Here is a 17,218-nt window from a genome sequence, read left to right as displayed (position 1 = left end):
AAGGGTATTTTTTAAATAGGTCATTTAGATTTGATTTGAAACATTCAACGGATTTCTTTAAGATAGATCTTGAATCCACTGGAACATTATCGTGCAATAGAAAACATGGAATTTTTAAAGTCCCTATAGGTAATTCTGTTTCTGGGTCAATATTTTCATAATTATAATCAACGAACCAGTTGCAGTCAAGATCCGCTAGCATATCTGTTTTAGCATTGTTTAAAGTTGCGATTCCAGGCAATACTACAGAAGAACCGTCAGTTTGAATAGCTCCTTTAGAGAAAGCAGTAATATCATCTAAAAATATTTTCATTGGAATTCTTTCATCAGTATCGTTTCCAGATAAATCAATACCCACTAGGGAGACGAATTTCACCTCGGTGTGGGCAAGCAAAATTTCTTTGATATCTTTTTCAAGATGTTTTTCTTTAGGAATTACATAAATTAGATTTTTCAAAATATTAGTCCTCCTTCAAATATATATTTAATATTTAGAAGCCGCAAAGGCGACTACATTAGCATTTTTAAAAATAGAGTATGGTTAGCAAATGTAAAAGTAAATGAATGTTATAAATAAACTGATTTTAGTACAAAAATGAAAGCTTGTCAATATAAAATTTCATTAATTACAATTATATATATATAAATGACGGTATTTTGCAAGAAAGAATGAATGAGGTTTCATTATTGTAAACGGTTGCTATATTTATTTATAATTTTATTTATCATAGAAATATTATTTATACAAAAAACATTATATCACATATACATATATATGTTTTTACTTCATTATAAGAACTGAAAATAACAAAAAAAATTGACAATGAAAATTCAATATAATATAATGATAAAAAGTGCATATTAATTATAACTAGTGAAAAGCTTTGATTAGGAAAAGTAAACAAACAGGTAACTTACAGAGAGTGGGGTATGCTTAGAACCCATAGTGAAGGTTTGAAGAAAATCACCTAGGAGCTGAGAGCTGAAAATTTAGTAAGCTTATCCGTATTTCTGCGTTAAGGGATAAAGTATGATCGTACTTTAGTTTGTATTTATGGTATAGGTGGCATAACGAATTTTACTTCGTCCTATTTAGGGTGAGGTTTTTTTATATTTAAATGGAATATTGAAAGGAGTTTTATTATGTACAAAAAAAATGATTCTTCTAAAAGCTTTATGGATATGGAAAATGACATACTTAAGCTTTGGAAAGAAAAAGATATTATTCAAAAGAATTTCGATTTAAATGATGGTGGAGAGAACTTCACTTTTTATGATGGACCGCCAACAGCCAATGGAAAGCCGCATATTGGACACGTTTTAACAAGGGTTATGAAGGATTTAATCCCTAGATATAAGGTAATGAAGGGATATAAAGTTCCTAGAAAAGCGGGTTGGGATACTCATGGACTTCCAGTAGAACTTGAAATAGAAAAGAAACTTGGGATTTCTGGTAAGCCTGGAATAGAGGCTTATGGTGTAGAAAAATTCGTAACAGAATGTAAAGACAGCGTTTTTAGCTATGTTAGTATGTGGAGAGAAATGTCTGAGAGAGTAGGATACTGGATAGATATGGATAATCCATATGTAACTTATCATAATGACTACATAGAATCAGTTTGGTGGGCATTAAAACAAATGTGGGATAAGGACTTATTGTACAAAGGCCATAAGGTAATGCCTTATTGCCCAAGATGCGGAACTTCACTGTCTTCTCATGAAGTAGCTCAAGGATATAAGGATGTAAAAGAGGCTTCAGCTTATGTGAAATATAAAATAAAAGATGAAGACAAATATTTACTTGTTTGGACTACAACACCTTGGACACTTCCAAGTAATGTAGCACTTGCAATAAATAAAAAATATGATTATGTTGAAGTAAACCAGGAAGATGAACATTTAATACTTTCAAGAGAGTTACTTGGTAAACTAGAAGGAGACTACGAAGTTGTACGCGAATTTAAAGGTGAAGAACTTCTAGGAGTAGAATATGAGCAAATGTTTGAGTTCTATACGCCAGAGGAAAAAGCCTTTTATATAGTTCACGGAGACTTTGTAACTTTATCAGATGGTACTGGTATAGTACATATTGCTCCCGCTTATGGTGAAGATGATAATATGCTTGGTAAGCAAAATGATTTACCACTTATTAATCTAGTTGATGTAGAAGGTAAATTTATAGATTGTGTTACTCCATGGAAGGGTATTTTTGTTAAAGATGCTGATGCCAAGATACTAGAATATCTTAAGGAAAATAATGTTTTATATAAATCGGAAAAATTCACACATTCATATCCACACTGTTGGAGATGCGATACACCACTTTTGTATTACCCAAGAGAAAGTTGGTTTGTGAGAATGTCTTCAGTAAGAGATAAACTATTAGAAAATAACAATAAAATAAATTGGATGCCAGATAACACGAGAACCGGGAGAATGGGTAAATTCCTTGAAGGCGTTATTGATTGGAGCATAAGTAGAACTAGATATTGGGGAACTCCACTTCCAATATGGGAATGCGAATGCGGTCATCGTGAAATGATAGGGAGTATAGCAGAGCTTAATGAAAAGGGTATTGATGTGCCAGAAGGAATAGAACTTCATAAACCATTTATAGATAATGTACATCTTAAATGTCCAGAATGTGGTAAATCTATGGCTAGAGTAGAAGAAGTTATAGATTGTTGGTTTGATTCAGGATCTATGCCATTTGCACAGCATCATTATCCTTTTGAAAATAAAGAGATGTTTGAAGCAAATTTCCCAGCCCAATTTATTTCAGAAGCTGTAGATCAAACAAGAGGATGGTTCTATACATTACTTGCAATATCAACTACAGTATTTGACACAAACCCATTTGAAAACTGTATTGTACTTGGGCATGTGCTAGATAAAGATGGACTAAAAATGTCTAAGCATAAAGGTAATGTTCTAAGCCCATTTACGGTGCTTGACAATCAAGGAGCAGATGCTCTGAGGTGGTATTTCTATACAGCAAGTGCGCCATGGCTTCCTTCAAGGTTTTATGAAGCGGCAGTTATTGATGCACAAAGGAAATTCATAGGAACACTTTGGAATGTATACTCATTCTACATTCTATATGCTGAATTAGATAACTTTGACCCAACTAAATATAGGAGCTTTAAATCTGAGAATATTATGGACAAATGGATGATGTCAAAATTAAATTCACTAGTTAAAGACGTAGATGATCATTTAGAAAATTATAGAATAACTCAAGGAGCACTTGAGCTTGAAGCCTTTGTTGATGAGCTTTCTAACTGGTATGTAAGACGTAATAGATCAAGATATTGGGTAGAGTCCCTTACTGATGATAAAATTGGTGCTTATATGACATTATATAGAGTTATAGAAACATTTGCTAAACTGGCTGCTCCATTTATACCATTTGTAACAGAAGAGTTATATCAAAATTTAGTGGTGGCATTTGATGAGAAGGCACCAGAGAGTATTCATTTGTGCTCTTTCCCTAAATGTGATGAAGACCAAGTGGACATAGAATTAGAGGATAAAATGGATAAAGCATATAAGACGATTAAACTAGGAAGAAGTGCAAGAAATGCTGCAAATATAAAAAACAGACAGCCACTTGCTAAAATGCTAGTTAGTCTAGGAACTCTTCCAGAATATTATGGAGATATAGTAAAAGATGAACTTAATATTAAAGAAGTAGAGCTAGGAGCTGATCTTTCTAAATATGTTCAATTTGAAGTTAAGCCAAACCTACCAGTGCTAGGTAAACCATTTGGTAAATTAATACCTGGTATCAAAAAAGCTATAGGGGCTATGAACCAAATGGAGCTTGCTCAGACTATAAATAAGGGCAACGTAGTTAATATAAATGTAGGTGGAACAGAAATAGAACTCAATAGTGAAAGGCTACTTGTTACAATGCAAGGACTTTCCGGATATGCGTTTGCTGGGGAAGGTGAGATGGGAGTAGTCTTAGATACTAACATCACGCAGGATCTTAAAGAGGAAGGAAACGTGCGTGAGATCTTAAGCAGGATTCAAAATATGAGAAAAGAAAGTGGCTTTGAAGTTGCTGATAAGATTAGGATCTACGTATCAGGAAATGAAATGCTCCAAAATATAATTTTGAAGTTTGAAGACCAAATTAAACGGGATACTTTAGCTGTTGAAGTTATACACAACTCCAAAAGAGAATACAATGAAGTTAAGGTAAATGGAGAAGAGTTAGGATTAGTTTTAGAAAAATTATAAGTAAAATCATTTTTGAAAGTATGTGATATTTGTCACATACTTTTTTAAAAAGGTAACAATTTATGAATATTGATGGAAAATTATTTTATTTGGGAACATTAAAATTATAAAGAATATTAAAACTTGAAAAAAAATGTTTTTATAAGTATAATGGTAAGATAAGAAAATAGTAGGAGTTGAGAGATATGGCTGCTTCAATAAAAGATGTTGCAAGGGAAGCGGGAGTTTCTATTGCAACAGTATCTAGGGTTTTAAATAACATAGATGTTGTAAATGAAGATACTAAGAAGAAAGTAAAAGACGCTATAAAAAAATTGTCGTATAGACCTAATATAGTTGCCAGAAGTTTAAAAACACAGAAATCTAGCACAATAGGTATAATTATACCAGATATATCTAACCAGTTTTATCCTGAAATCGTTAGGGGTTGCGAGGATGTAGCTAATATTTATAATTATAATATTATGCTTTGTAATGCAGATTTAGATGTAGATAAAGAAATGGAAGCTTTAAGAATTCTTAAAGAGAAGATGATAGATGGAGTTATATACATGAGTAATTCCATAGAAGATAATGTTGTAAGTTTAATTAAGGACCTAGAAATGCCAATAGTTCTTGTAGAAACTACAGATGACGATGGTATATTCCCTAGCGTCGCAATTGACAATGTAATGGCAGCAAAAGATGCGGTTACATATTTAATAAATAAAGGAAACAAAAACATTGCATATATTGGTACCACTACAGAAAAAATTAATGCTCAATCTAGAAGATACATAGGCTACCAAAAAGGATTAGAGGAAATGGGAATAAGCCTTAATAAAGATTTAGTTTACTGTGGCGGAGTCAAGGCTAGGGATGGTTATGTTGGAATTAATGCTATATTAGATAAGGGAATAAAGGTAGATGCAGTATTCTGCGTTAGTGATGAAATTGCTATGGGAGTAATAAACGCATTAAGAGATAAATCCATAAGTGTACCATCTGATGTAGATGTAATGGGTTTTGATGATATTTATTCAGCCTCAACATTCTATCCTAAACTTACAACAGTAGCTCAGCCGATGTATGACATGGGGTCTGTAAGTATGAGGATGCTAATAAAATCTATAAATAATCTAAAGGTTGATGAGAAACATTTTGTATTACCTTATAGAATAGTGGAGAGAGATTCCTGTAAATAATAAAAAGTCTTGTTAATCCGATTGGGGTTTAATAAGACTTTTTACATTATCTATAACTTTTAAATTAAGAAGTCGGAGGTAATGAATTGTGTTATTCGAATGAAATAGTATATGAAAGAATGGAATAGGAATTTCTTAGAAATAAAAAAGAGATATGGAAAAATTAACACAAAAAATAAACATGAATGTAATTCTATAGACAAAATAATCAATAATAGTCTATAATACTACATAAAGAAGTAAAAAAACTTGGCATTGTGCAGTTTTTTTGACTTGATATTTATTATATAGTTAGTATAATATTAATATACTGATAATATAGAAATTTTAACATGAAATGAGATGAGAGGGATGGCTAACGAAGTGGAGAATATAATGTGGATGATGTGGAAAAACGAGCAAGAAGAATCTTTTAAAGTAGGGGAATTGTGTAGAAGAGGTGGAAAATATTATTTTAAATATGATACTGATGGCGTCAAAAAAGCTGAAGAGTATGGATTTTTATCATTACCTCAGTTTCCAAGGCTAGATGTAGAGTATTTTAGAGAAGAGTTATTTCATTCATTTTCGGAGCGACTTCCTTGTAAAAGAGAGGCAAATTCTCTTTTAAAAGAGTATAAACTTAAAGAGTACGATTCATTTGAATTACTAAAAAGAAGTGGAGGCAAAACCACAACTGATAGGTTGGAATTTGTTTCGCCTTTTAATGATGAGAATAATAATTTAGATTAGAAATAAATATGCTTGAATAAAAAATGTGCACGAATGAAAATATATTTTCATTCGTGCACATTTTTTATGGCATTTAATCCATAGGAAAAATTGAAAAGTCACTAAAAGCGCCTTTAGGTTTTCTTTCAATTGTATCATTATGATCAATTTCTCTATTGCTAGGGTTATTGTCCTTAGGTACTAGGTTTTCCATGGTGCTGGATGACGTTCCGAGTTCTCCAAAGTAATCTTCATCAGGCATACCGTCAAAAGGGTAAGGAGTATTTTTATGTGACATCGTCTAATCCTTCCTTTCATAATATATTTTCAAAAATCTTGGTCGAAAACGAAATTGATTTTCATTATATATAATGGATAAAAACCTATTAAAATATGCAATAAAAGAAAATGTAATCTACCATTATTCAAAATTGTTCTCACAACATGAAGTGATGGCTCATAAAATGGAATGAGTAATAAGTTGGAGTGGTATTTTTTGCTATATGTACTAATATTAGCAGGTGGAAAAGGAACAAGACTTTACCCTCTATCTCGTGCACAAAACCCTAAACAGTTTTTGAATATTATTAATAATAAGAGCTTTTTAAGAAGCACTGTGGATAGAATAAAATGTTTAGTTAGTAATGTGAATATTTATGTAGTTACAAATGATGAGTATTTTGAAAAAATTTGTGATGAACTTCCAGAAATCCGTAAATCTAATATATTTGTAGAGCCTAGTAATAAGGAGACAGCCACATGTATAGGTTTGTCTGCTGCAAAGTTATTAAAACAGGACAAGGAAGCCACAATGATAGTGCTACCTTCTGACCATTATATAGAAAATGAAAAGGAATTTAAGAAAACTATTTTACAAGCAGTTGAAGTTGCAAATAAAAAAAGAGGGCTAATCACCATAGGTGTACAGCCCTCGAGGCCAGAAACTGGTTATGGTTATATAGAAATGGGAGATCGGGTAAATGGTGATATACCTACGTTCAAAGTAGAACGATTTTTAGAAAAACCTAACGTTGAAGTGGCAATGGATTTGCTCTTAAAAGGAAATTTCCTTTGGAATAGTGGAATGTTTGTGTGGAGAGCAGATGTATTTTTACGAGAGATGGAGAGGTATTTACCTAAGATGTATAAGAGATTAATGATTATATATCAAGTAATTGGTACAGAAGAAGAAAGTGAAGTAATAAAAGAACAATATAATGAAATAGATGGGATATCTGTAGATTTTGGGATAATGCAGAAAACCAGAAAGGCTTTTACTATAAAATGTGAGTTTGTATGGGATGACATAGGAACTTTTGCAGCACTTACAAGGTTTCTAAGTAATTATCGCGGTAACAATATTTTGGGTAATACATTTATGAAAGAGAGTGAAAACTGCTCTGTATTTGGGAAAGAAAGACTTATAATTGGATTTGGTATAAAGGACCTTATAATTGTGGATGCAGGAGATGTTATATTAGTAATGGATAAAAATAAGGACCAGGATATTAAGCATCTGGTAAGTGAACTTAAAGGAAATGAGGAAATGGGAAAATATATATAATATAATGTTAAAAAGTTTCATCGCATTGTATGTGATGGAACTTTTTCTATTAATAAAGAATTTATTGTAAAAAAAGGATATTTATGTTTATTATCGAACTTAATATTATAAGGTATTAAATTTTATTATTTATTAAGGAGGATTAGTAATGGAAATTATAACTAAGAATGTAAAAAAGAAAGTGAAAAGTAATAGAAAAATAATGAGCTTTTGCTTTGGGGGAGGGATGTATAAAATGAAGAAAGTATCTATGTTTTTAGTACTTACATTAGTTTTTTCTTTTGCGTTTTCTGGATGTAGTAGAAGTGCAAGTTCCGATAGTAAAGTAAAAAACATTCAGTTTATGGAGACACTAACTAGTCCTGAGAGGACTAAATTTGTAAAAGAATTAATTGCTGATTTTGAATTAAAAAACAAGGACATAAAAGTTGAACTTATTTCAGAACCTTGGGAGCAGGCACACGATAAGATTGTTATTTTGTCGGCTGCAGACCAATTACCAGATGTTATTGAACTGGGTGCCAATTGGGTTTCTGAAATTGGTGCAACGGGAAAACTAGAGGATTTAGGGCCATACCTTAACGAGTACGAGGATAAGGATACTCTATCAGAATCAGGTCTTAAGCTTGGAAAGGCATTTAAAGATACCCAGTATGTAATTCCACATAGCCTTTATTTTCAGGCAATGTATTATAGAAATGACTGGCTAAAGAAGGCTAATATTGATGTCCCTAAGACAATAGATGACTTTACTAATGCCGCGGCTAAACTTACTGATAAAGAAAAAAACGAGTACGGATATGCATTTAGAGGAGGAGCTGGGAATTGGACACTAATGTCTAATTTCATGATGACGAATGGAGGTTTCACCAATTACTTTGATGAGGATGGTAAATGTGTTCTCAGGAAACCAGAGGCTCTTGAAGGTTTTAAAAAATTCACGGATATGTATTTTAATAGTGCACCAAAGGACTCTCTTAATTGGGGATATGCAGAGACGGTTAATGCATTTACCTCAGGGAGTGCAGGCTTATTAATACAAGATTCAGAAGTTGCTGTAACTGCTGCAGAGAAGATGGAAAAAGGCACTTTTGAAACAGGACTTTGTCCTGTGGGACCCGATGGGAAGAGATATATAGCTGGCGGATATATAGGGTTATCCATGACAAGTGCATCTCAAAACAAAGAAGCCGTATGGAAATTTATATCATATATGGTGAGCCCTGAAATAAGTATTAAATGGGGAAAGAATAATTCAGTTATTCCTATAACAAAATCAGCTTTTGAGGATCCTTATTTTAAAGAAGGATATATTTCAGCTTATACAAAGACTTTAGAGGATCCAAATACGGTTATGTTTTATGGACCAGAATATTTGCCAGAGTGGGGAGAATTCACTAGTAAAATTGTTGTTGAGCAGCTCCAGGGGTATTTATTAAAAAAACAAACTGCAGAAGAAACATTGGATTATATATCAACATATTTAGAGACTGCAAATGATAAGTACAATAAAAGCATCAAATAAAATGAATGGGGCATTGCCCCATTTCTATTGAGAGGAGGAGGCGACTTGGAAGTTCAGAAATCAATGTTATCAAAAAAAGTTATCAAAAAAAGAATTACTAAGAAGTCTATTGAACCTTATTTATATGTATTGCCGGGCATAATATTAATCTTAATTTTTATTGGATATCCAATTGTAAAAGGAATTCAAACTTCATTCATGCATTATAAACTAAATGATTCTAATATTTATTTTAACGGGTTAGATAATTATAAGGCTGTTTTTGCAGAAAAAGATTTTTTTCAGGTCTTAAGAAATTCTTTTTGGTGGGTTTTTGGTTCAATAAGTTTTCAATTTTTTCTAGGGTTAATTTTAGCATTGATTCTAAACACAAAATTTAAGTTAAGAGGGTTATACCAGGCATTAGTCCTTGCACCATGGGCAGTTCCAGGTTTTTTAATTGGTCTAATATGGAAATGGATGTTTAACGGTCAATATGGAGTTATAAATGATATATTTATGAAACTACATTTGATACAAGAGCCTATTTCATTTTTATCACAAACAAGTACTTCCCTTATGTCTGCTATAGTGGCCAATGTATGGTATGGAATACCGTTTTTTACCATAATGATTTTGGCTGCACTTCAATCAATTCCTGAAGATTTATACGAAGCTGCAGATATTGATGGAGCTGGAAGAGGAGCTAAATTTTTCAAAATAACACTTGCGTATATAAAACCGACTATTATTACAACTCTGTTACTTAGGGCAATATGGATATTTAGTTTTGCAGATATTATTTACATATTAACAACTGGAGGTCCTTTGAATTCTTCAAATACCTTAGCTTCTTTCATAATTTTCAAAGCGTATAAAGCACTTGATTTTGGACAGGCATCTGCTCTTAGCGTTATTTTTATGGTGATACTAATGGTTTATACCATGCTTTATTTATTAGTTACAAAGTTTGATAAGGCAGGTGACTTTTAATGAACAGAGAAAATAAATTAAATAAAATAGTAAGATATAGTTTAATGCTAATATTCTTCATTTTTATGACATTTCCTATATTGTGGATATTATTAACATCTATTAAGCCGGTTAAGGAGATATTGACTTTGCCAATAACATACCTACCTAAGCATCCTACACTTGAAAATTATAGGAATATATTGAAGACTACAAATTTCCCAGTATATTTTAGGAATAGTATGATAGTAAGTTCTACTTCTGCTATAGTGACATCGACAATAACACTTTTTGCAGGATACTCTTTAGCAAGGTTTAAATTTGCAGGAAAAAAACTTACACTTTTAATATTTCTTGCTACACAAATGGTTCCTGTAGTGGCAATTATTATACCTATATTTTTACTGTTTTCAAAGCTTAAACTTATAAATAACTTACTAGGCCTAGTAATAATTTATACGGTTTTGAATATTCCTTTTTGTACATTAATGATAAAAGGGTTCTTTGAAAAGATACCATATTCACTGGAAGAGGCAGCAATGATTGATGGTTGTTCTAGAGTAGAGGCATTGATTAGAATTATATTCCCTGTAATGAAACCAGGAATTATTGCCACTTTTGTGTTTGCTTTTATAGGTGCATGGAATGAATTATTTTTCAACACGATATTTATAAGTAGAGAGGTACTTAAAACTCTACCTACTGGAATTAACTCGTTTATTGGAAAGTATGATATTAACTGGGGGATGATGACGGCGGGTTCTGTTATTGCTCTAATACCTATATTTATTATGTTTGGTATTATTCAAAAATATCTGGTGGCAGGTATGACCGCTGGATCGGTGAAGGGATAAAGTGGTGGAAGTTTATCTATGCCTAGGAAACAAGAAATAGTGGCAGTATATAATAGACATAGAAATTTAAAAATATTAATGGGTTGATTTAAATAAGTCTCGCTATAAAAAATTCGTTGCATATATTGACCGTAATATTTTACAAACACGACCGGAAAATGGTATTTGCCTCCAAGTTCATTTAGAAAGATTTGGAGTCCCAGGCGAAACACTACTTAGTCCAGATAGTCATACTCCTACTGGCGGAGGCATAGGAATGCTTACCAAGGCTGCTGTCAAAGTAATAGAGCAAAGCGGCGTTAAAATTTCTTGGGAAATAGTGAGGATGGGTGCAGAGGTTATAGAAGAAATTAATACGCCTATATCGTCCTATGTTTTAAAAAGTATTAAAAAAATAAGGTTGCACTTAAAGGGAATGTGACTACACCAGTCGGCACTGGGTTTAAAAGTGTTAATGTTACATTAAGGCAGGAATTAAATCTTTATGTGAATTTAATACTTAATTGTTACTACTAAATAACTCGTGGGCACATCGCTTATGAGTTATTTTTATGTATAGGGTTAAAGTTCACATATATTTGGTATAATGAAACAGATATATTAGAGTGAATTAAATGAAAGAGTGAAAGGATATAACTTTAAAATGAGAATAAATAAACTTCTTAGCAATTATGGTATTTGTTCAAGAACAGAGGCGAATAGACTAATTCAAGAAAATAGGATAATAGTAAATGGTGAGATGTGCACGCAAGGACAGTGGGTGGAAGAAGAGGATATTATTCTTATTGATAATGAAACTATTATTCCAAAAGATAAAATATATATTGCACTAAATAAACCTATAGGAATTACTTGTACCGCAGCAAAAAGTGTAGAAACAAATATAATTGATTTTATGAATTATCCAGACTATATTTTTCCCGTTGGTAGATTGGACAAAGCATCTGAGGGGTTAATTTTAATGACAAATGATGGGGAACTAACAAATAAAATTTTAGGCTCTGAGAATGAACACGAGAAAGAGTATATAGTAACTTTAAACAAGCCTTTTGATGATCTTTTTATGAAAGGCATGTCTGAGGGGGTACAAATTCGTAGCGTTAACACGAGGCCTTGCAAAATTGGCAGAGTAAGCACTGATACTTTTCGTATTATTCTAACACAAGGACTAAATCGGCAAATTCGTAGAATGAGTAAAGTTTTTGGATACACAGTTTTGAGACTCGAGCGGATTCGGATTATTAATATTGAAATCAAAGGGATAGATATTGGTGCATGGCGCTACCTAACAGAGGCTGAAGTGATAGAATTATGGAATAGATGAAGGTATAAGATGGTTTTATATATTTTTAAATTTAATTTTTATAATCCTTGAGTAAAATATATGAAAAAGAAAAATACTATAGTGAAAAAGTATATTATACATAGGAGGATTATAATGAAAAGATTTGTTTGTAGTATATGTGGATATATTCATGAGGGAGAGCAGCCACCAGAAATATGCCCAATTTGTAAGGCTGATAAAAGTAAATTTAACGAGATGAAGGATGACTTAGTATGGGCAGATGAACATATAATTGGTGTGGCAAAGGATGTTGATAGCCAGATTATAAATGATCTTAGAGCAAACTTTATAGCGGAATGCACAGAGGTGGGTATGTATCTTGCTATGGGTAGGCAGGCATACAGAGAAGGGCTTCCAGAGATTGGTGATGTATATAAAAGAATTGCTTATGAAGAAGCAGATCATGCATCTAAGTTTGCGGAGCTTTTAGGTGAAGTTGTAAAACCTAATACTAAAGAAAACTTAAAGGCGAGAGTTGAAGCCGAGTATGGAGCTTGTGCTGGTAAGAAGAATCTTGCAGCTCTTGCAAAAGAGAAAAATCTTGATGCTATTCATGATACAGTACACGAAATGTGTAAAGATGAAGCACGTCATGGAATGGCCTTTAAAGGGCTTTTAGAAAGATATTTTGATAAATAAATAAAAATAAAAGGTTCCTTTGTAATGATACTAAGGAACCTTTTATTTTTTTTGTAAAGCGGTTAGTTTATTTGATTTTAAAAGTCAAACAGTCAGTTTGCGTGTAAAGAACAACATTTTCACCGTTGACATCTATAGACTCAGCATTACACATACTATTAGAATTATAGGTGCAAGCACCTACATTACAGGTAATAGCGCTGCACTCGTGGCCCTTTTCATTAATGTTATTTGTAAGATCATTATAAGTCACAGAATCTAAAAAAGAAGCGCAACAAGTGTCACAGTCTTTTTTAGCGCTTTTTCCACCAACATTTATTACGTTAGCAAAACATATATTTTTATCGTTATGTGAGCAATTGGAAACATTACAGTTGATTTTTGACATGGTATCTCCTCCTTAGTATATCTAATAAGAAGTTTAACCGGAATTAGAAGATAATATTTATAATTCTTATAAAAACATTCAATTGTTTTAAGTTAATGAATGTGGTATAATAAGAATAATGTAGTAAAATAAACATGTGTGTTCTAGAAAAAAATGAGTTGTAATTAAAAATTAGGGAAATATTGAAGCTATAAATAATTTAAAATCCCTTATAAGGCATAAGGAAAAATATGCTAGTATGCTGACTGGTTATTTTTTTGAAGATGCCTAAATAGAAGAAAGAGGTGTCCTATCATTAAAAACGGAAATGAAAACAAAACAGAAATCACTAAAAAAGAAACTCCTAAAGTAGAAGTAAAATCCAATAAATACCAAACACTAGAAGAAGTTACTTATTTAAAATTAGTTAAGAAAGATGGTACAACAATTGATTGTAAAATAGATACGCAGGATTTACAAAGGGTATTAGAAAAAGGTCGTTGGTTTGCAGAATGGAATAAAGATTTTAATAATTTCTTAGCACAAAATTTAGGTAGTTATTATATCGAAGAAAAGAAATATAGAAGAAAGCAAAGTTTGCAGTCATTTATATTAGAGGTTCATCCAAAATCACCTGTTAGACATATCAATGGGGATACTTTAGACAATAGAAAGTGCAACCTTGAAGTATACGACCAAAATATAATTAATGATTATGAAGAATCAGATGAAAACTCTGTTGCTGTGATATTAAGAGACAGATATGGCAAAGAGAAGGCAAGAACAATAATTGATAAAGACGATATTAGTAGAGTAATTAACAATACTTATACATGGGTTCTATTTAAAAAATATACAGAACCTTATGCTGTAGCAAATACTCCAAATGGAAAAATTTATTTGAATAGATTTATAATGAGTACGCCAGAAGATATGATTGCTCATCCAATAAATCTTAATACATTAGATAATAGGAAAGCTAATTTAGAAAACAAAAAAATTGAGTTAGAATTTGTTAAGCCAAGTGAAGAAGTAGAAGATTAACTAGTATTAAAAAAGCAGTATAGAAGATATTTCTATACTGCTTTTACTTTAATATTGTTTTTGAAGGGGAATCTTTAATTTGAAATTGATTTGTTTTACCCATAACAAAGGCTAGTTTAATTATTGATTTTTCCTCATCAGTAATCTCTCTCTTAAACATTTTTTCGAATTGATCAATTAAACTACAAAAATTGGTTTTGTATTTCTGATTGTTGTATCTATTTAAACTTGTGTTTTTGTGAGGATTATATACCTTGGGTTTAATTTCATTATTGTAAATTTTCTTGAAAACGGCTGAGGTATATTGTGCATCAACAAGCGCATTGTGGAATTTGCCATCTATGGATATGTCGAGCAAGGTAGCTGCATTACCTAGGCCAATACTAATTCCTTTTTTGCAGTCAAACATTTTAGAGACGTACGGTTGAATGTTTATGTACTCTAGAGGCATAAGTGAAGTATCCAATTCATAATACTCTATATTTCTAAAGAGTTCTTTTATATCGGCCATTCCCCATACACACAGTATATTCCTATCAGTTTTTATGAAGTCTGTAAATTTTTTATACATTTCTTTGAAGGACTTACCATTATCTAATTCATCAGTCGTTATCCCTGTAAGTCTTTGTACGAAAGGATTAAGCCTAGTATATATTTCTGGTTTTATCAATATATCTAAGGTTTCAACTGTCTTTAAAGTGTCACTTAACCTTACGGCACCTATTTGAATTATTTCAAAAGGACATTTAGGGTTTATAATATTATTAGGTCCATTATCAAAATTAAAGCCTTGATTAAATTCTAAATCAAATATTATATAATTCATCTTTTTACCTCTAAACTTATTTTTATTATATATTATATCATTTATGGCAGCAAAAAATACCATCATTGCTAAGTCTAAACTAACAAAAAATTGAACAATGGGTATAAAATAGTTTATACTATATATAGTATGTATATTAGGTTATAGGTATTTTGATATATATAGCTTAATAATATCACTTGAAGCAGTATAATTACAACATTTGAGAGGAAGTTTTATATATGGGAAAAACATTAGTTTTAGCAGAAAAACCTTCCGTTGGAAAAGAACTTGCAAAAGTCTTAAATTGCAGACAAGGCGGAAATGGCTATTTAATGGGACAAAAGTATATTGTAACTTGGGCATTAGGCCATCTTGTTACACTAGCGGGTCCAGAAGATTATGATCAAAAATATAAAAGCTGGAAGATGGAAGATCTTCCTATGTTGCCTAAGGATTTAAAATTGGTAATTATTAAGGAAACTTCAAAGCAATATAAAATTGTGAATGAACTTCTGAAAAGAGCAGATGTAGATGAGCTTGTTATAGCCACAGATGCTGGACGTGAGGGAGAACTAGTAGCGCGTTGGATCATTCAAAAGGCGGGGTTTAAAAAGCCTATAAAGAGATTGTGGATATCCTCCCAAACAGAAAAAGCAATTAAAGATGGATTCGCCAATCTTAAACCTGGGAGAGATTATGAAAATCTATTTTGGGCAGCTCAATCAAGAGCAGAGGCCGATTGGCTTATAGGCCTCAACGTAACTAGGGCATTAACTTGTAAATATAATGCTCAATTATCAGCTGGAAGGGTACAGACGCCTACGTTAGCACTTATTGTTGATAGAGAAAATGAAATAAAAAAATTCGTTGGGAAGGATTACTGGACAGTAAATGGTAAGGTAAATAATTTTATAGTGAATTGGTCAAGCAAAAATGGAGACACGCGGACTTTTGACAAGCAAAAGGCAGAAGATGTAGTTACTAAGGTAAATAATCAAATGGGCACTGTTGTAGAAGTTAACAAAACATCTAAAAAAGAGCTTCCACCACTTGCATATGATTTAACAGAGCTTCAAAGAGATGCAAATAGAAAATTTGGATACTCTGCAAAGCAAACTCTTAATATAATGCAGAAATTATATGAAACTCATAAGATATTATCATATCCAAGAACAGACTCTAGGCATATTACCACAGATATAGTAGCTACATTACTTGATAGATTGAAGAGCATAGCAATAGGACCATATGAGAAAGCTGCTAGGAGCATAATAAAAGGTAGAATTCATACTACAAATAGACTTGTCGACAATAGCAAGGTATCGGATCATCATGCTATAATTCCTACGGAGGAGCATGTAGATTTGTCAAGGCTTAACAAAGAAGAAAAAAGCATTTATGACCTAGTTATAAAAAGATTCTTAGAAGTCCTAAGCCCAGCTTTTGAGTATGAGCAAACTACTGTGAAAATAAATGTTAAGGGTGAAAGCTTTTCCGCAAAAGGAAAAATAGTTAAATCTAAGGGCTGGAAAGAAATAAGCAGTTCTGAGGGCAGCGAAGAAAAAGATCAATCACTTCCAGAAATAAACAAAGGTGAAGCGGTTAAACTTACTTTAGCTAAATCTGTGAATGAGAAAACAAAGCCACCTGCAAGATTTAATGAAGCAACGCTTCTAACAGCTATGGAGCATCCAGGGAAAGATATTCAGGATGAGAGTTTAAGGGAAGCCTTGGATAATACTTCAGGCTTAGGAACCTCTGCAACAAGGGCAGATGTTATAGAAAAATTATTTAATATTTTCTATATGGAGAGAAGGGGTAAAGATATTTTTCCTACCTCAAAAGGAATACAGCTAATAGGGTTAGTACCACAAGAATTAAAATCCCCTGAGCTTACTGCTAAGTGGGAAAAACAGCTTCAACTTATAAGTAAAGGAAAAGCTAATTCAATGAATTTCGTAAAGGATATGAGAGAATATGC

15 protein-coding genes, 2 pseudogenes and 1 other annotated feature are annotated in these 17,218 nt (G+C 32.0%); of the genes and pseudogenes, 13 read left to right on the top strand and 4 right to left on the bottom strand.

The window, feature by feature from the left end:
- Positions 1-460, bottom strand: a pseudogene (locus tag ACJAX4_RS14025) (glutamine synthetase); the annotation flags it as partial.
- A gap of 415 nt (positions 461-875) precedes the next feature.
- Positions 876-1,094 (top strand) — a binding site (T-box leader).
- A 49-nt stretch (positions 1,095-1,143) separates the two neighbouring features.
- Here ACJAX4_RS14025 and ileS point away from each other — a divergent pair.
- The 3 genes from ileS to ACJAX4_RS14010 all read left to right on the top strand — a co-directional run bounded on the left by ileS (position 1,144) and on the right by ACJAX4_RS14010 (position 6,161).
- Entirely contained in the window at positions 1,144-4,245 is a 3,102-nt protein-coding gene (ileS, locus tag ACJAX4_RS14020; RefSeq protein WP_435790077.1) for an isoleucine--tRNA ligase, read from the top strand.
- Positions 4,246-4,430: 185 nt separating this feature from the next.
- Positions 4,431-5,429, top strand: a complete 999-nt coding sequence (locus ACJAX4_RS14015; RefSeq protein ID WP_435790076.1) for a LacI family DNA-binding transcriptional regulator — start codon at positions 4,431-4,433, stop codon at positions 5,427-5,429.
- A gap of 351 nt (positions 5,430-5,780) precedes the next feature.
- On the top strand, positions 5,781-6,161 hold the full coding sequence (locus ACJAX4_RS14010) for a HipA N-terminal domain-containing protein (RefSeq protein WP_435790075.1): 381 nt from the start codon (positions 5,781-5,783) through the stop codon (positions 6,159-6,161).
- A 73-nt stretch (positions 6,162-6,234) separates the two neighbouring features.
- On the opposite strand, the gene ACJAX4_RS14005 is transcribed toward ACJAX4_RS14010, so the two are convergent.
- The gene (locus tag ACJAX4_RS14005; RefSeq protein ID WP_435790074.1) at positions 6,235-6,438 is read right to left on the bottom strand and encodes a hypothetical protein; all 204 of its coding nucleotides are present in this window, start codon (positions 6,436-6,438) and stop codon (positions 6,235-6,237) included.
- Between the two features lie 198 nt (positions 6,439-6,636).
- Here ACJAX4_RS14005 and ACJAX4_RS14000 point away from each other — a divergent pair, with 198 nt between their 5' ends.
- The 8 genes and pseudogenes from ACJAX4_RS14000 to ACJAX4_RS13965 all read left to right on the top strand — a co-directional run bounded on the left by ACJAX4_RS14000 (position 6,637) and on the right by ACJAX4_RS13965 (position 13,018).
- Entirely contained in the window at positions 6,637-7,704 is a 1,068-nt protein-coding gene (locus ACJAX4_RS14000; RefSeq protein ID WP_435790073.1) for a mannose-1-phosphate guanylyltransferase, read from the top strand.
- Between the two features lie 148 nt (positions 7,705-7,852).
- Positions 7,853-9,229, top strand: a complete 1,377-nt coding sequence (locus ACJAX4_RS13995) for an ABC transporter substrate-binding protein (RefSeq protein ID WP_435790072.1) — start codon at positions 7,853-7,855, stop codon at positions 9,227-9,229.
- Positions 9,230-9,274: 45 nt separating this feature from the next.
- Entirely contained in the window at positions 9,275-10,201 is a 927-nt protein-coding gene (locus ACJAX4_RS13990) for a carbohydrate ABC transporter permease (RefSeq protein ID WP_435790071.1), read from the top strand.
- Between the two features lie 128 nt (positions 10,202-10,329).
- Positions 10,330-11,034 carry a carbohydrate ABC transporter permease gene (locus ACJAX4_RS13985; protein ID WP_435790070.1) on the top strand — a complete coding sequence of 235 codons (705 nt, stop codon included), beginning with the start codon at positions 10,330-10,332 and terminating at the stop codon, positions 11,032-11,034.
- 88 nt (positions 11,035-11,122) lie between these two features.
- Positions 11,123-11,308: pseudogene (locus ACJAX4_RS13980) on the top strand (aconitase family protein); the annotation flags it as partial.
- Positions 11,291-11,455: a hypothetical protein gene (locus tag ACJAX4_RS13975; RefSeq protein WP_435790069.1), complete on the top strand. Its 165-nt coding sequence runs from the start codon at positions 11,291-11,293 to the stop codon at positions 11,453-11,455. The pseudogene ACJAX4_RS13980 and the gene ACJAX4_RS13975, both read left to right, overlap by 18 nt.
- Positions 11,456-11,677: 222 nt before the next feature.
- Positions 11,678-12,358, top strand: a complete 681-nt coding sequence (locus ACJAX4_RS13970) for a pseudouridine synthase (protein ID WP_435790068.1) — start codon at positions 11,678-11,680, stop codon at positions 12,356-12,358.
- A 114-nt stretch (positions 12,359-12,472) separates the two neighbouring features.
- Positions 12,473-13,018 carry an NADH peroxidase gene (locus ACJAX4_RS13965; protein ID WP_435790067.1) on the top strand — a complete coding sequence of 182 codons (546 nt, stop codon included), beginning with the start codon at positions 12,473-12,475 and terminating at the stop codon, positions 13,016-13,018.
- Between the two features lie 67 nt (positions 13,019-13,085).
- Here ACJAX4_RS13965 and ACJAX4_RS13960 read toward each other — a convergent pair whose 3' ends face one another.
- A complete protein-coding gene (locus ACJAX4_RS13960; protein WP_435790066.1) occupies positions 13,086-13,406 on the bottom strand; it encodes a DUF1540 domain-containing protein in 321 nt (106 codons plus the stop codon).
- 576 nt (positions 13,407-13,982) lie between these two features.
- On the opposite strand from ACJAX4_RS13960, the gene ACJAX4_RS13955 reads away from it, so the two are divergent.
- Positions 13,983-14,429 carry a hypothetical protein gene (locus tag ACJAX4_RS13955; RefSeq protein WP_435790065.1) on the top strand — a complete coding sequence of 149 codons (447 nt, stop codon included), beginning with the start codon at positions 13,983-13,985 and terminating at the stop codon, positions 14,427-14,429.
- 43 nt (positions 14,430-14,472) lie between these two features.
- Here the strand turns inward: ACJAX4_RS13955 and ACJAX4_RS13950 are convergent, their stop codons facing one another.
- On the bottom strand, positions 14,473-15,255 hold the full coding sequence (locus tag ACJAX4_RS13950; protein WP_435790064.1) for an exonuclease domain-containing protein: 783 nt from the start codon (positions 15,253-15,255) through the stop codon (positions 14,473-14,475).
- A 221-nt stretch (positions 15,256-15,476) separates the two neighbouring features.
- On the opposite strand from ACJAX4_RS13950, the gene ACJAX4_RS13945 reads away from it, so the two are divergent.
- Positions 15,477-17,218, top strand: a 1,742-nt coding sequence (locus tag ACJAX4_RS13945; RefSeq protein ID WP_435790063.1) for a DNA topoisomerase III, incomplete at its 3' end; no start/stop codon positions are given.

The organism is Clostridium sp., assembly GCF_051278035.1.
Classification (GTDB): domain Bacteria; phylum Bacillota; class Clostridia; order Clostridiales; family Clostridiaceae; genus Clostridium_AD.
The sequence above is the reverse complement of the archived record's forward strand: the minus strand, read 5'-3'. Positions and strand labels throughout refer to the sequence as shown.

Excerpts from the sequence above, each read along its gene's own strand:
- ACJAX4_RS13950 (WP_435790064.1), bottom strand. The coding sequence starts at position 15,255 with ATGAATTATATAATATTTGATTTAGAATTTAATCAAGGCTTTAATTTT.
- ACJAX4_RS14015 (WP_435790076.1), top strand. The coding sequence starts at position 4,431 with ATGGCTGCTTCAATAAAAGATGTTGCAAGGGAAGCGGGAGTTTCTATT.
- ACJAX4_RS13975 (WP_435790069.1), top strand. The coding sequence starts at position 11,291 with ATGCTTACCAAGGCTGCTGTCAAAGTAATAGAGCAAAGCGGCGTTAAA.
- ACJAX4_RS14010 (WP_435790075.1), top strand. The coding sequence starts at position 5,781 with ATGGCTAACGAAGTGGAGAATATAATGTGGATGATGTGGAAAAACGAG.
- ACJAX4_RS13965 (WP_435790067.1), top strand. The coding sequence starts at position 12,473 with ATGAAAAGATTTGTTTGTAGTATATGTGGATATATTCATGAGGGAGAG.
- ACJAX4_RS13995 (WP_435790072.1), top strand. The coding sequence starts at position 7,853 with ATGGAAATTATAACTAAGAATGTAAAAAAGAAAGTGAAAAGTAATAGA.
- ACJAX4_RS14005 (WP_435790074.1), bottom strand. The coding sequence starts at position 6,438 with ATGTCACATAAAAATACTCCTTACCCTTTTGACGGTATGCCTGATGAA.
- ACJAX4_RS13970 (WP_435790068.1), top strand. The coding sequence starts at position 11,678 with ATGAGAATAAATAAACTTCTTAGCAATTATGGTATTTGTTCAAGAACA.
- ileS (WP_435790077.1), top strand. The coding sequence starts at position 1,144 with ATGTACAAAAAAAATGATTCTTCTAAAAGCTTTATGGATATGGAAAAT.
- ACJAX4_RS13960 (WP_435790066.1), bottom strand. The coding sequence starts at position 13,406 with ATGTCAAAAATCAACTGTAATGTTTCCAATTGCTCACATAACGATAAA.